The sequence below is a fragment of the Caulobacter sp. Root655 genome (assembly GCF_001427665.1).
In the GTDB taxonomy this organism is placed as follows: Bacteria; Pseudomonadota; Alphaproteobacteria; order Caulobacterales; family Caulobacteraceae; genus Caulobacter.
The window spans coordinates 336,699-350,633 of record NZ_LMHC01000023.1; the positions used below are offsets into that span (position 1 = coordinate 336,699).

At 69.2% G+C, this 13,935-nt stretch carries 14 protein-coding genes and 1 pseudogene; 6 read left to right on the forward strand and 9 right to left on the reverse strand.

The features are described 5' to 3' along the window. Window positions 1–125: 125 nt before the first annotated feature. Window positions 126–1,127, forward strand: a complete 1,002-nt coding sequence (locus ASD79_RS16490; protein WP_056723534.1) for a D-cysteine desulfhydrase — start codon at window positions 126–128, stop codon at window positions 1,125–1,127. 143 nt (window positions 1,128–1,270) lie between these two features. Continuing rightward, window positions 1,271–1,942 (forward strand): aspartate/glutamate racemase family protein, encoded by a 672-nt coding sequence (locus ASD79_RS16495; protein WP_056724083.1) that lies wholly within the window; start codon window positions 1,271–1,273, stop codon window positions 1,940–1,942. A gap of 216 nt (window positions 1,943–2,158) precedes the next feature. Here the strand turns inward: ASD79_RS16495 and ASD79_RS16500 are convergent, their stop codons facing one another. The 6 genes from ASD79_RS16500 to ASD79_RS24715 form a co-directional block, all read right to left on the reverse strand. Then, entirely contained in the window at window positions 2,159–2,770 is a 612-nt protein-coding gene (locus ASD79_RS16500; protein WP_056723536.1) for a DJ-1/PfpI family protein, read from the reverse strand. Window positions 2,771–2,829: 59 nt separating this feature from the next. Then, window positions 2,830–3,030 (reverse strand): hypothetical protein, encoded by a 201-nt coding sequence (locus ASD79_RS16505; protein ID WP_056723538.1) that lies wholly within the window; start codon window positions 3,028–3,030, stop codon window positions 2,830–2,832. A gap of 126 nt (window positions 3,031–3,156) precedes the next feature. Then, window positions 3,157–4,239: an IMCp domain-containing protein gene (locus tag ASD79_RS16510; protein WP_056723541.1), complete on the reverse strand. Its 1,083-nt coding sequence runs from the start codon at window positions 4,237–4,239 to the stop codon at window positions 3,157–3,159. A 297-nt stretch (window positions 4,240–4,536) separates the two neighbouring features. Further along, window positions 4,537–6,432, reverse strand: a complete 1,896-nt coding sequence (locus tag ASD79_RS16515) for a transglycosylase domain-containing protein (protein ID WP_056723543.1) — start codon at window positions 6,430–6,432, stop codon at window positions 4,537–4,539. 298 nt (window positions 6,433–6,730) lie between these two features. Continuing rightward, on the reverse strand, window positions 6,731–7,753 hold the full coding sequence (locus tag ASD79_RS16520; protein WP_056724085.1) for a sensor histidine kinase: 1,023 nt from the start codon (window positions 7,751–7,753) through the stop codon (window positions 6,731–6,733). 100 nt (window positions 7,754–7,853) lie between these two features. Beyond that, window positions 7,854–8,024, reverse strand: a complete 171-nt coding sequence (locus ASD79_RS24715) for a hypothetical protein (protein WP_200952319.1) — start codon at window positions 8,022–8,024, stop codon at window positions 7,854–7,856. Window positions 8,025–8,537: 513 nt separating this feature from the next. Between ASD79_RS24715 and ASD79_RS16525 the strand changes: the two genes are divergently transcribed. After that, a complete protein-coding gene (locus ASD79_RS16525; protein ID WP_056723544.1) occupies window positions 8,538–10,178 on the forward strand; it encodes a pectate lyase in 1,641 nt (546 codons plus the stop codon). A 94-nt stretch (window positions 10,179–10,272) separates the two neighbouring features. Here ASD79_RS16525 and ASD79_RS16530 read toward each other — a convergent pair whose 3' ends face one another. Beyond that, complete coding sequence (locus ASD79_RS16530) at window positions 10,273–10,704, reverse strand: N-acetyltransferase (RefSeq protein ID WP_056723546.1); 432 nt, start codon at window positions 10,702–10,704, stop codon at window positions 10,273–10,275. Window positions 10,705–10,835: 131 nt separating this feature from the next. Between ASD79_RS16530 and pcaF the strand changes: the two genes are divergently transcribed. Both pcaF and ASD79_RS24010 read left to right on the forward strand, forming a co-directional pair. Further along, window positions 10,836–12,038: a 3-oxoadipyl-CoA thiolase gene (gene pcaF, locus ASD79_RS16535; RefSeq protein ID WP_056723548.1), complete on the forward strand. Its 1,203-nt coding sequence runs from the start codon at window positions 10,836–10,838 to the stop codon at window positions 12,036–12,038. A gap of 5 nt (window positions 12,039–12,043) precedes the next feature. Then, window positions 12,044–12,186 (forward strand): annotated as a pseudogene (locus tag ASD79_RS24010) (hypothetical protein); the annotation flags it as partial. On the opposite strand, the gene ASD79_RS16540 reads toward ASD79_RS24010, so the two are convergent. Then, a complete protein-coding gene (locus tag ASD79_RS16540; RefSeq protein WP_056723551.1) occupies window positions 12,167–12,622 on the reverse strand; it encodes a hypothetical protein in 456 nt (151 codons plus the stop codon). The pseudogene ASD79_RS24010 and the gene ASD79_RS16540 overlap by 20 nt on opposite strands. Before the next feature lie 65 nt (window positions 12,623–12,687). Then, window positions 12,688–12,987 (reverse strand): hypothetical protein, encoded by a 300-nt coding sequence (locus ASD79_RS16545; protein WP_056723553.1) that lies wholly within the window; start codon window positions 12,985–12,987, stop codon window positions 12,688–12,690. 115 nt (window positions 12,988–13,102) lie between these two features. Between ASD79_RS16545 and ASD79_RS16550 the strand changes: the two genes are divergently transcribed. Continuing rightward, window positions 13,103–13,867 (forward strand): pseudouridine synthase, encoded by a 765-nt coding sequence (locus tag ASD79_RS16550; protein ID WP_056723555.1) that lies wholly within the window; start codon window positions 13,103–13,105, stop codon window positions 13,865–13,867. Window positions 13,868–13,935 lie beyond the last annotated feature (68 nt).

A 13,935-nucleotide genomic window follows, 5' to 3' on the forward strand; every position in this document is an offset into this window, starting at 1 on the left:
CAGTCGCGCGGAAGCCGCGCCGGGTCGTGCTTTTGTGGGCGGCAGCATAGCACGGCCATGCGCTAGGCTGTAGGGGATCGACGATCGCCGGCTCTTCAGTTCTTCAGAGTGTGAGAGACACCCGCATGCATCTGGCCCGCTTCCCCCGCGCCCGCTTCGCCCACCTGCCCACGCCGCTGGAGCCCCTGCCCCGCCTGGGCGCGGAGCTCGGGATCGACCTGTGGGTCAAGCGCGACGACTGCACCGGCCTGGCCGGCGGCGGCAACAAGACCCGCAAGCTGGAATTCCTGCTCGGCGAGGCCTTGGCCCAAGGCTGCGACACCCTGGTGACCCAGGGTGCGGTGCAGTCCAACCACGTGCGCCAGACCATCGCCGCCGGAGCCCGTTTCGGCCTGAAGAGCGAGATCATCCTGGAGGAGCGCACCGGTTCCAAGGCGTCCGACTACACGGGCAACGGCAATGTGCTGCTCGACCGGCTGATGGGCGCTTCGATCCGCTTCGTGCCCGGCGGGACCGATATGGTCGCTGAGCTGGAAAGCAGCGCGCAAGCGGTGCGCCAGCGCGGCGGCAAGCCCTATGTGATCCCCGGCGGCGGTTCGAACACGGTCGGGGCCCTGGGCTATGTGGACTGTGCCCGCGAACTGGTGGTCCAGGCCGACGAACGCGACCTGAAGATCGACCGCCTGGTCACCGCCACCGGCAGCGCCGGCACCCACGCCGGCCTGGTGGCCGGCTTCGCGGCGCTCAGCGTCGACATCCCGATCCTCGGCTTCGGCGTCCGCGCGCCCAAGGCCAAGCAGGAGGAAAACGTCTTCAACCTGGCGCTGGCCACCGCCGAGGTCGTCGGCGCGGCGGGCCGCGTGACCCGCGAGATGGTGGTCGCCGACTGCGACTATGTCGGCGCGGGCTACGGCCTGGTCGACCAGGGGGTGATCGACGCCCTGACCCTGGCGGCCCGCACCGAGGGCCTGCTGCTGGACCCAGTCTATTCGGGCAAGGCGATGAAGGGCCTGATCGACCAGGCCCGCAAGGGCGCGTTCAAGGGCGAACGGGTGGTGTTCCTGCACACCGGCGGCGCGCAGGGGCTGTTCGGGTACCAGAGCGAAATGGAAGCGGCGCTGGTTTAGACAGGGGCGACGCACCAAATTGGTGTCATCCCGGACAAGCGCGTAGCGCGCCGATCCGGGACCGCCGAAAGCGCATGCGTTTGGGGCGGTCCCGGGTCTTCGCTACGCTGCGCCCGGGATGACATTTGGAAGAGGTGGAACTGATGTCAAAAACCCTCGGCGTCCTCGGCGGCATGGGCCCGGCCGCCACCCTCGACTTCCTGGCCAAGCTGCAGGCCGCCACCCCGGTGACCCGCGAGCAGGACCATCTGCGGGTGCTGGTCGACATCAACCCCAAGGTCCCCGACCGCAACAACAGTTACGACGCCGCCGGTCCGGTGCTGGCGGCCATGGCCGTGGGCCTGCGCGACGCCGGGGCCCAGGTCCTGGCCATCGCCTGCAACACCGCCCATGCCTATGCCGATGCGGTCAAGGCCAGCGGCCTGCCGCTGGTGGACCTGATCGAGACCGCCGGCCTGGCCGCCGAAGCCCTGGGCGCCCAGCGCGTCGGCGTGCTGGGCACCGGCGGGGCCCTGGTCCTCTATCGCCGGACCTTCTCGCACCAGGCCATCGAGGCGGTCACCCTGGACGACCACGAGCAGGTCGAGTTCATGGCCCTGCTCTACCGCATCAAGCACGGCGACCTGGGCCCGGCCTCGCGCGAGACCATGGCGGCCCTGGCCCACCGCCTGGTCGGCAAGGGGGCGCAGGTGGTGGTGGCCGGCTGTACCGAGGTTCCCCTGGTGATGAGCGCGGCCGACCTGGCCGTGCCGTTCATCGACGCCACCGAGGCATTGGCGCGGCGGTGCGTGGAGGTGTGCCTGGCGGAGGGGTGATCCAAGCGGCATTTTCGAATGTCAGCAAGGGGTGGAAGGTAGACGTCTGAAGCGCCCGCTTCAGATGAAGGCCGCGCACACGGACCCCCTCTCTCTAAGAGAGAGGGATCAGGAACGTCCGCTCAGGGTCGAAAGCGGACATTGACGCCCGTCCGAAAAACCGACGCTGGGATGGCTTCGAAGTTACGCGCCCGCGCGCTCGTGGCGAGGGCCTGGCTAGGCGGCCTCTCGCGCCACGAATGGCGACACCACGCTGATCGCCCGCGAGACATAGATCTCCTTCTCTCCCACCGGCGCCACATAGTGGATCGCCGCCTCGGCCTCCGCCCGGCCGGCGCCGCGCAGGATCATCCAGGCGGCGAGGTATTGCGAGGCCAGGCAGCCGCCGGCCGTCGCCACGTTGCCCCGGGCGAAGAACGGCGCGTCGAGGACCTCGACGCCGGCCTCGACCACCCAGGGCTTGGTCGTCAGGTCGGTGCAGGCCGGGACGCCGTCGATCAGGCCCAGCTTGGCCAGGATCAGCGTGCCCGAGCACTGGGCGGCGATCAGCTGGCGCGACGGGTCGAGGCGGATCTGGGACAGCAGGCCGGCGTCGGCGGCGACCTCGCGGGTGCGCACGCCGCTGCCGATGATCACCGCGTCGGCCTGGGCGGCGAAGGCCAGCGGCTGCTGGCGGCGCACGGTGACGCCGTTCATCGAGGTCACCTCCTCGGTGGGCGCGGTGATGTGGGCCTTCCAGCCCTTGGGTTTCAGGCGATTGAGGATCGCCGCGGCGATGAACGAGTCCAGCTCGTTGAAACCGTCGAAGGTCAGGACCGCGATCTGCATGGGCGTCACTCCTCGCCCCGCGCTGTGCCACGGGGCGGACGACGCATCAAGCCACGACCCTACTCCGCCGCGAAACGCGCGAAGCTGCGGGGTTCGGGTTTGATCGAGACCTGGGCTCGGATCCCCTCGTCGAACAAGGCGCTGGCGTAGTCGAGGGCGGCCTTGTAGGCGGCCTCCTGGGTCGAGTGTCGCGACAGGGTCTGCCCCTGTCGCTCCACCGTCCAGTCGAACGGCTTGGTGACAACCATGATCGATTCCATGGCCTGCTCCTGATCCGGCGGTTCCGACACCGCGCGTGATCCCCCGCCGTCATAGACCCCCGATTCCTCCGTCTCGACTATGCAGAACGGCGCAGTTTCGATCCGTGGGCGTTGGTTTCGGCGGCGCTAGCGACCGCAGCAGCCGCCGTGGCCGCCGGTCGAGCCGCCGCCATGTCCTCCGCCACCGTAGCGGCCGCCGCCAGACACCGTGACGCTGGTCGAAGAGCTCGCGCTGGATGCGGCGCTGGCCCCGGCGCCCGACCAGGCCCGACCATAACCACCCGCGCCATAGTAGGACCTGCCCCCGTAAGATTGGCCCCCGTGAGATTGGCCGCCGTAGGATTGACCGCCGTTCCAGCCGCCGCCGACGCCGTACCGGGCGGTCGTTCCGCCGTAATAGTAGCCGTCGAGCGACTGGGCGTAGCCGTCGCCGGCCAGATAGCTGCCCTGCGAGCTCCAGCCGTCGCCGTCATAGCGTTCGCTGTAGGACTCGTAGCTTTCCTCGGAGCTCTCGACGCTCTGTTCGACGGCCGAGCCGCCGTAGACGCGACCATGGTCCTGGTAGACGCGGCGGTCGTCGTCGCAGTCGCAGCCGCGACGATAGGCGACCGGCGGCTGGCGCTCGACATAGACCGGCACGCGCTTCTCGATGATCCGGTCCACCGGACGATCGACATAGACGGGACGGTCGACCGGAACCTCCACGCGTCGTTCGACCACGCGGTCGACAGGACGATCGATATAGACCGGGCGATCGACCGGACGATCGACGACGCGCACCACCGGCACCTCGACGCGCTTTTCCACGATGCGGTCGACGGGGACTTCCACCCGCTTCTCGACGATGCGGTCCACTGGTCGATCGACATAGACGGGGCGATCGACGGGCTTTTCGACGATCTTGACGACCGGAACCTCGACCCGCTTCTCGACAATCCGATCCACCGGACGGTCGACATAGACCGGGCGATCGACGGGCACTTCGACCCGGTGTTCGATATAGACCGGCTGCTTGACGATCTTTTCCACATAGACCGGGCGTTCGACGACCCGCACCCGGACCGCCGGCTTGCGCGCCGGCTTGGCCTTGGTGACGGGCACGACGCGGGCGGGATAGCCGTCCGCCGCCGCGGTCGAGATCATGACCGGGCCCAGGGCGGCGAAGGTGATCGCCGCGGCTCCGATCAGGAGAATGTTCTTCGGGTTCATGCCTAGCGCCTTTCCGACTCCGCCGCTCCGCGCTTGCCGGCCGCTTCCCCCGAAGCGCGGTCGAAAAAGCGTCCCATTCTGGGTCGCGACAGATTGGATGCAGCAAGCGGTGGGCCACCTTTGAGCGCTCGATCCCAGCCCTGGGCTTTCGCCCTGCGTCCTTCGAGGCTTCGCTACGCTACGCACCTCAGGATGAGGAAAGCAGCACAGAGCTCCTCATCCTGAGGCGCCCTCCAGCGGAGGGCCTCGAAGGACGCACGGCGCTTCCCGATCTCGACTGTCCACACGTCCTTGAGCCTACAGCCCGAAGATCCGCCGCAGCCATTTCGGCACACGGTGCGGACGGGGCTCCGCCTCGACCGCCTCCTCTTCGTCGCGAGGCTCCCCGCGCGAGACCCTCGGGACCGGCGGACTGTCGCGGGCGATCAGGCCGGCCTTCAGGCCGCTGGTCATGACGTCGCGCCAGATGCGAGCGGGGATGTCGCCGCCGACCACGCGGCTCATCGGTGAGTGGTCGTCGTTGCCGACCCAGACCCCGACCACCAGGTCGCCGGTGAAGCCGACGAACACCGCGTCGCGATAGTCCTGGGTGGTGCCGGTCTTGCCGTAGGCGCGCTGGGAAAGGCGGGCGGCGCGGCCGGTACCCTCCTGAACCACCGCCCCCAGCATATCGAGCAGGGCCTCGCGCTGACCGGGGTCCAGGACCGCCGGGGTCGACGCGGCGACGCGCGGGCGGCCGTAGGGCTGGATCGGCATCTTGCCCGAGGCCACGGCGGCGTAGGCGGCGGTCAGCTCCAGCAGGTTGGTCTCGGCCGTGCCCAGGGCCAGGGTGGCGTCGTCCTCGCGCAGCGGCGAGGTGATCCCCAGGTCACGCGCCGCCTTCACCACCGCTGGGCCACCGGCCGTCCGGTAGACCCGCGCGGCGATGACGTTGTTGGACTGGGCGAAGGCGTCGCGCAGGGTCAGGTCGCGCCCGCCGCCGCCTTCGTAGTTGCTGGGCGTCCAACCGCCGATGGTCACCGGGGCGCCGACCACCAGGCTGTCGGGGCCGGCCCCGTCGCGCAGGGCGGCCAGATAGACGAACAGCTTGAAGGCGCTGCCGGGCTGGCGCTTGGCCTGGACGGCGCGGTTGAACGGGCTCTGGCGGTAGTTTCGCCCGCCGACCATCGCCACCACCCGGCCGTCCGGCCGCATCGCCACCAGGGCCACCTGCCCGGCCCTAGCCTTCCCGGACGACGCCATGCCCCGCGCCACGGCCCGCTCCGCCAGGCGCTGCAGGCGGGAGTCCAGGGTGGTGGGAACCTTGACCTCGCCATAGGCCGCGCCGTCGAAGGCCGACTTGACCCGTGGCGAGATCCAGTCAGCGAAATAGCCGCCCACCGGCAGGGCGGCGCGGGCCACGGGGACCTTGACCTGGCCGGCCTCGCGCGCCTGTTCGGGCGTGATGGCCTTGGTGTCGACCATGGCGTCCAGCACCAGCCGGGCCCGCCGCCTCGCCGCCTCGGGGTGATCGACGGGGTCGAGGTCGACCGGGGCCTTGACGATCCCGGCCAGGATCGCCGCCTCGCCGATCGTCAGCTGTTCGGGCGGCTTGCCGAAATAGTGCCGGGCCGCCGCGCCCAGACCATAGACGCCGTCGCCGAAATAGATGCTGGAGAGGTAGCGCGACAGGATCTCGTCCTTGGACAGCCGCAGTTCCAGCCACAGGGCGATCATCGCCTCCTGGCCCTTGCGGCGCAGGCTGCGCTCGGGCGCGAGGAAGGCGTTCTTGGCCAGTTGCTGGGTGATGGTGCTGCCGCCCTGGACGGTGTGGCCGGCCTTGGCGTTGACCACGAAGGCGCGGGTGACCCCCACCAGGTCGATCCCCAGGTGGTGGTAGAAACGGCGGTCCTCGATGGCCAGGAAAGCGGCCGGCACAGGCTTGGGCAGCGCCTTGATCACCACCGGCGGTTCCTTGTAGGCGCCGCGCCGGGCGAAGGGCTGGCCCCGGTTGTCGAGCAGGATGATCGCCCGGCTGGGCAGCGGTTCCAGGGCACGAGAGATCGGCAGGCTGGAGCCCAGCCAGACCAGCGGCGCGACCAACGCCAGCAAGCCCCCGAGCCCCGCCCCGAACAGCAGCCGGTGGCGGATCACGAAGGCGCGCGTGGCGATCCAGGCCGAGGCCAATCGGGCCTTCACATCCTCGGGGACCATATGCGCCGCGCCTCCTCGGCTCAGCGCCGCTCAAGCCCGCAAAACGAACCGGAGGCAACGGATCAAGAGAGGGCGGCGATTCAAAGGCGGGACGCGCCGCGTCCTAGGCTCGAACTCAATTGACGCTCCCCTTTTGTTGTCATCCCGGCTGTAGCGAAGCGAAAGGCCGGGACCCAGGGCAACCGCGGTGCGCCGGCCCCTGGGTCCCGGACAGCCTCTGCGAGGCTTCCGGGATGACAACCAAATTTAGGGCGCTGATATCTTGAGAGTATTTCGACAGGCCAATTGAGTACGGACTCTATTCCGCCGGCAATTGCATGAAGGCGTCGACCCGGTCCAAGGCCGACAGCGGCGAGCGGATGCTGCAGCGCAGCCCCTCGGCGCGGTAGTCGACATCGACCTGCCCGCCCAGTTCTCCCGGCAAGGCCAGTTCGACGATCCGCGAGCCGAACCCGCGTCGCTCCGGCGGCCGGACCGTGGGACCGTCCCGCTCGACCCACTCGATGTTCAGCCGGTCGCCGCCCTCCACCGACCAGCGAATGTCCACGTGGCCCGCCGCCACCGACAGGGCGCCGTATTTCAGGGCGTTGATCGCCAGTTCGTGGAAGGCCAGGGCCATGACCACCGCCGGCTTGGGCGAGACCAGCAGGTCATCGCCGGTGATGGTCAGCTGGCCGGGATTGGAGCGGTAGGGCGTCACCGAGCCGTCGATGATCTGGCGCAGGCTGGCGGCCGACCAGTTCTCGTCGGTCAGCACGTTGTGGGTGGCGGCGATGGCCATCAGCCGTCCTTCGAACGCGCCGCGCACCGCCAGGTCGACGCCGGCGTTGCGCAGCGACTGGCTGGCGATCGACTGGATGGTGGCCAGGGTGTTCTTGACCCGGTGGTTCAACTCGTTGACCAGAAGTTGGCGTTGGGCCTCCGATCGCATCTCGCCGGTGACGTCGCGCGAGGTGGCCAGCACCCGAGTCACCCGTCCCTCGTCGAGGATCGGCGAGACCGTGGTGTCCCACCAGCGCAGGGCGCCCTTGGCCGTGGGGCAGATGGCCCTGAAGGCGGTCGCTTCCCCGATCAGCGCGCGGCGCAGTGCGTGTTCGACGGCGGGGCGGCTCTCGGCCGGCCACATGTCGGGCCAGTATTTCAGGCGGTTGCGACCCTCGAAATCATCGATCTCGAACACCGCCTGGCCCTGGGCGTTCATGTACTCGACAAAGCCCTCGGCGCTGATCACCCGGATACAGTCGCGGCTGGCCTCGACGATGCTGAGGAAGTACGCGCCCGCGCCTTCCAGAACCGCCCTGTCAGATCCCTCGTCCGCCACCGGGGTCTCCTCGCACGGCTCCATGATCACCCGCCCTGGCGACAATTCAAGCGATGCGTGTATTTCGGACGGGCTTTTGGCGCCGGGGCGGCCCGGCGGCCTAATCGGCGCGCTCTTCGCGGCTGGCTTCCAGCATGCCAACCACGGCCGCTGACAGGCGCGAGGTCTGGGCCATGCGGCGCAGGGCCTCGCGGGCGTGATCGCTCTCGGCGCATTCGGCTTGGCGCTCGAGGCGTTCGGCTTCGTCCAGGTGGTCGAGTTGGCTGGGCATGGAAATTATTTACGAGGGATGAATGGGTCGGACCATGTGACCACTGGTCGCAGAACGGTGTAACTTCACATAAAAACAACGCCTTATGCCGTTACCGGTCCCAGAGATGAAAACGGCCCCGAGGCCATTTCTGACCCCGGAGCCGTCGTCCTGTTCCCCAACAGGACGGCGTCGCGCGCAGCCGAAACGGGCGCGGCGGCGTCGCCTCAAAGAACGTGGCGCTGTTCTCGCCGAACCCCCGTTCCGGCACAAGGTGACGCCCTGTCGCAGGTGACGCGGCGTCATCAACCGTCGCTATGCGAAAAGCCTCTGGTCAAGTCATGACACCGGTATCATAACTGGCGCCAACAACGCGCCGGCCAACGGGCGACAAGGGTTTCGGCACGACCGGACCGGGAGGACGCCAAGGGATCGCGGGGGTGGAAGGCCCCTCTCGCTCCCCCTCGCCGGTGGTCATGGCGCGTCCTTGCGTCGCGGTTCGACGTGACAGGCCCTGGGAGAGTTTTGACCGCCATGCCGCTGAGCCCGCTGACCCGTCGCCGCCTGCTGGCGACCACCACCGCGACCTTCGCCGCCGCCGCGGCCCTGGCTCCGCTGCAGGCCCTGGCCCAGGGCGTCGCCCCGGCCAGGGACCAGGTGCTGGCCACCATGAAGAAGGCCACCACCTTCATGGCCGAAAAGGCCGCCTACGAAGGCGGCTACGTCTGGAGCTACCTGCCCGACTTCTCCCGCCGGTTCGGCGAGATGGAAGCCTATCCGACCATGATCTGGGTGCAGCCGCCCGGCACGGCGACCATGGGCCACCTGTTCCTCGACGCCTACCACGCCACCGGCGATCTCTATTACTACGAGGCCGCCAAGAAGGCCGCCTCGGCCCTGATCAAGATCCAGCACCCGGCCGGTGGCTGGAGCTACATGGGCGACCTGGCCGGCGAGGCCTCGCTGAAGAAATGGTACGACACCATCGGCAAGAACGGCTGGCGGCTCGAGGAATTCCAGCACTACTACGGCAACGCCACCTTCGACGACGAAGGCACCTCCGAGAGCGCCCAGTTCCTGCTGCGGCTCTACCTGGAAAAGAAGGACAAGGCCTTCAAGCCGGCCCTCGACAAGGCCATCGCCTTCGTCCTCGACAGCCAGTACCCGGTCGGCGGCTGGCCCCAGCGCTTCCCGCTGTCGGGCGGCTTCGAGAACCACGGCCACGCCGACTACACCGGCTACATCACCTTCAACGACTCCGTGGCCGACGAGAACATCAAGTTCCTGATCATGGTCTGGCAGACCCTGGGCGAAAAGCGGGTGCTCGAGCCCATCCGCCGGGCCATGGACTGCTTCGTCGCCGCCCAGCAGCCGATGCCGCAACCCGGCTGGGGCCTGCAGCACACGGTGGCCGACCTCAAGCCGGCCGGCGCCCGCACCTATGAGCCGAAAGCCTTCGCCAGCCACACCAGCGCCGGCAACCTCGAGAACCTGATGGATTTCTACGAGCTGACGGGCGACCCGAAATACCTGGCCCGCATACCCGAATGCATCGACTGGCTGGCGTCGCTGAAGCTCGACGACAAGATCGCCCCGGGCAAGCCGCGCTATCCCACCTTCATCGAGATCGGCACCAACGAGCCGCTCTACGTGCACCGCCGCGGCTCCAACGTGTTCAACGGCGAGTACTTCGTCGACAAGCACTGGGAAAACACCATCGTCCACTACTCGTCGTTCCGGTCGGTCAACATCGACAAGCTGCGCAAGCGCTATGCGACGCTGAAGGCCACCCCGCCCGACGTGGTCAGCAAGGCCTCGCCCCTGAAGGGCGGCGCCAAGCCCCTGCCGCGCTATTTCACCACCGGCGACATCTCGGTGTCGGACCTCAACATCGGCACGCTGAAGGCCGCCGACGGCAAGACCACCGCCGCCGACGCCGCCGCCCTGATGGCCGGCCTCAACAGCGAGGGCTGGTGGCCCACCGAGATGAAGGCGGTCAGCAACCCTTATATCGGCGACGGCTCGACCACCGTAACCCCGGGCGAGTTCTCCCAGACCCGGGTCGGCGACCCCACCGACACCTCGCCCTACCTGGCCGACGTGCCGAAGGTGGGCATCTCGACGGGGGCGTATATCGAGAACATGGCGGCGCTGATCCGGTATGTGACGGCGTAAGACCGGGGACGATCCGGGGGACACACACTCACGGCAGGACCAGTTCGGTCCAGGCGAAGGTCGTGGAGTGAGTGTGTGTCCCCACGCCTACCTCTCACCCCAGCCCCTTGCGCATGAACCAGCGCGGATAGAACGGCGCCGGGCCTTCCATGGTCGCGAACACCTCAAACCCCAGCCGCTCGTAGAACGGCCGGGCCTGGAAGGCGTAGGTGTCGAGCCACATCAGGTGGCAGCCGCGCCGCCGGGCCTCGGCCTCGGCGCGCGTCATCAGGTCAGTTCCGACGCCTGTCCCGCGCAGAGCCTCGGGCACCACGATCATGTCGATATAGAACGCGCCCCACCGCGACTGCGCCCACAGCCCGCCCAGCACCGCCGTCTCGCCCGGCGCGGTGATCAGCAGGGCGAAGTCGTGGTTGTCGGGCGGCCCGACCTGCTGGCCCGTGAAGGCGCGCAGCACCGCCAGGCCTTGCTGGTAGGACTCCAGCGACGGCGTGTCGGTCTCTCGGATCACCGGCTCGAACGGCATCGCGCTTCACCCTCTTTGGCGTGAGGCTAGCCCGCTTTCGCCTCTCCCGTAAAACGGAGCGGCCAAGGACATCTTGATCGTCCGCGACGGGCGGCTAGGTTGGGTCAAACATCTGTTCGCGAGACCACCCCATGACCGACGCCTTCATCTGCGACGCCATCCGCACGCCGATCGGCCGCTACGGCGGGGCGCTGGCGAGCGTTCGGGCCGACGACCTGGCGGCGATCCCGCTGGCCGCCCTAATGGCCCGCAACGGCGGCGTCGACTGGAGCGCGCTGGACGACGTGGTGCTGGGCTGCGCCAACCAGGCCGGCGAGGACAACCGCAACGTGGCGCGCATGGGAGCCCTGCTGGCCGGCCTGCCGACCACCGCTTCGGGCTCGACCGTCAACCGGCTGTGCGGCTCGGGCCTGGACGCCCTGGGCGTCGCCGCCCGCGCCATCAAGGCCGGCGAGGCCCAGTTGATGATCGCCGGCGGCGTCGAGAGCATGAGCCGCGCGCCGTTCGTGATGGGCAAGGCCGACAGCGCCTTCTCGCGCAGCGCCGAGATCTTCGACACCACCATCGGCTGGCGGTTCGTCAATCCCCGCATGCGGGCCGCCTATGGCGTCGACGCCATGCCCGAGACCGCCGAAAACGTCGCCGACGACTGGCAAGTCACGCGAGCGGACCAGGACGCCTTCGCCCTGCGCAGCCAGGCTCGCGCGGCGGCCGCCCAGGCCAGCGGCCGGTTCGACGCCGAGATCGTCCCCGTCACCCTGCCCCAGCGCAAGGGCGACCCGGTGGTGGTGTCCCGGGACGAGCATCCGCGCGCCACCACGATCGAGGCGCTGTCGGCCCTCAAGCCCATCGTCCGGCCGAACGGCACGATCACCGCCGGCAACGCCTCGGGCGTCAATGACGGCGCCGCCGCCCTGATCGTCGCCTCCGAGGCGGCGGTGAAGCAGCACGGATTGACGCCCCGGGCCCGGGTGCTGGGCGTGGCCGCCGCCGGGGTCGAGCCGCGCGTCATGGGCATCGGCCCCGTGCCGGCCACGCGCAAGCTGCTGACCCGCCTGGGCTTGTCGATCGGCGACATCGACGTGGTCGAGCTGAACGAGGCCTTCGCCGCCCAGGGCCTGGCGGTGCTGCGCGACCTGGGCCTGCCCGACGACGGCGAGCACGTGAACCCCAACGGCGGCGCGATCGCCCTGGGCCATCCGCTGGGCATGAGCGGCGCGCGGCTGGGGCTGACCGTGGTCGAGGAACTGCACCGGCGCGGCGGACGCTACGGCCTGGCGACGATGTGCATCGGCGTGGGCCAGGGCATCGCGATGGTGGTGGAACGAGTTTAGGGCCGCGCCTTGCGTCCTTCGAGGCTCGCCTCCGGCTCGCACCTCAGGATGAGGGATGCTTTTCAGAATTCCTCATCCTGAGGCGCCCGCGCAGCGGGCCTCGAAGGACGCAGTGCGGCGTCGACAGACTAGGCGCGCGCCGCCTTGATCGCCTGCTCCAACCTGGCCCGCCGTTCGGCGAAGCCCTCGTTCGCCGCCGCCTCCTCGGCCTCCAGCGCGCCGCGCCGCTCGGCGAAGGCCACTTCGGACGCCTCGGCCTCATCCTCCAACGCTTCGAGCTGGGCCCGCAGCGCCGCCAGCGCCTCGGCCCGCGCGATCTCCGCCTTCGACGGCTTGCGCCGCGCCCTGGCGGGCAGCGCCTTCAACGCCGCGCCCAGGCCGCCGGCCGGGGTGGTGATGACGGTGTCCGGCGCGGCCATGGCGGCCTCATGGGCCGCGCCCTCGCCGATCTCCCGCGCCGTGCCGTCCTTGAACAGGTCGCGGCCGACGTCCCAGGCCTCCAGCGCCTTGGCGCGCGAGGTCGTGGCCACCGTGTAGTCGTGGAGACCGTCCGACCAGGCAAAGACCTTGAGCTTGCGCGCCATCCGCTTCGATGTGGCTAGGGTTGAGGACGGGGACGCGCAGAGGTGCGTGTCCCCAAACGGTTCGTCTACTTGCGCAGATTCATCCCCAGGGTCGGGCCGATGCCGTCCGGATGGTCGCCGAACGGGTTGCCGGCGTGATGCCTGGCTACCTTCTCCAGCCGGCGGCGCAGGTCGTCGTCGAGCGGCAGTTCGGCCCTGGGGACCGGGTCGTCCTCGTCCACGGGTTCATCGACGATCGAAGCGGCCAGGACCTGGCGCAGGCGCGCGCCGAACCGGGCGTCGTCCGGCGAACCCGGGATGGGCGGCTCCTCCAGGAAAGCCATGACCTCCTCGAGGGCGGTGTCGTTGTCGACGGCGTCGATCATCGCGGGTCTCCAAGCCAAGTTTCACCGATCATCAAACGATCACCAGTCCATGGCGGTTGCGAAGCGGCCCCTCGCGGCCCTAGACAGGCCCGCTCACCTCTCTGGACGCCCGACCATGGCCTGGACCCGCCTGTACGAAGAAGCCGAGCCGCAGCGGGTCAACCGCTGGCTGGCCCAGAACGGCGTCTGCTCGCGGCGAGAGGCCGAGGCGCTGATCCTGCAGGGCCTGGTGTCGATCGACGGCCTGCGCGTCGACGACGTCGGCCGCAAGATCGAGCCCGGCCAGACCCTGGTGCTGTCCGACCGCGCCCAGGCCCAGTTGGAGGGCGCCCTGACGGTGATGATCCACAAGCCGGTGGGTGTCGTCTCGGCCCAGCCCGACACCGGCCAGGTTCCGGCCGTGCGCCTTCTCACGCGCGACGCCTTGTACGGCCAGAGCCCGGTGATCCCCGGCTTCGAGAACAAGCTGGCTCCGGTCGGCCGCCTGGACATGGATTCGCGCGGCCTGTTGATCCTGTCTGAGGACGGTGTGGTGGCCAAGGCGGTGATCGGCCCGGCCTCGGAGATGGAGAAGGAATATCTGGTCTGGGTCGACGGCTGGATCACCGACGACAAGCTGGCCCTGCTGCGCCACGGCCTGGAGCTGGACGAGCGCCCGCTGCGCCCCGCCCAGGTCGAGCTGGTCGGCCGCCAGCAGCTGAAGTTCATCCTGCGGGAAGGCCGCAACCGCCAGATCCGCCGGATGTGCGAGCTGGTCGAGCTGACCGTTGTCGACCTGCTGCGGATCCGCATCGGCGACCTGTTGCTGGGCGACCTGCCGGAGGGCCGCTGGCGTCCGTTATCCCCCATCGAACGGTCAAGCTTGATCAGCGGCCGTTGACCCCCGGCCAAGCGGGGGGCAGGGTCGCATTACCTCTTGGGGGATCGCCCCGGGAGGACTAAGTCCGG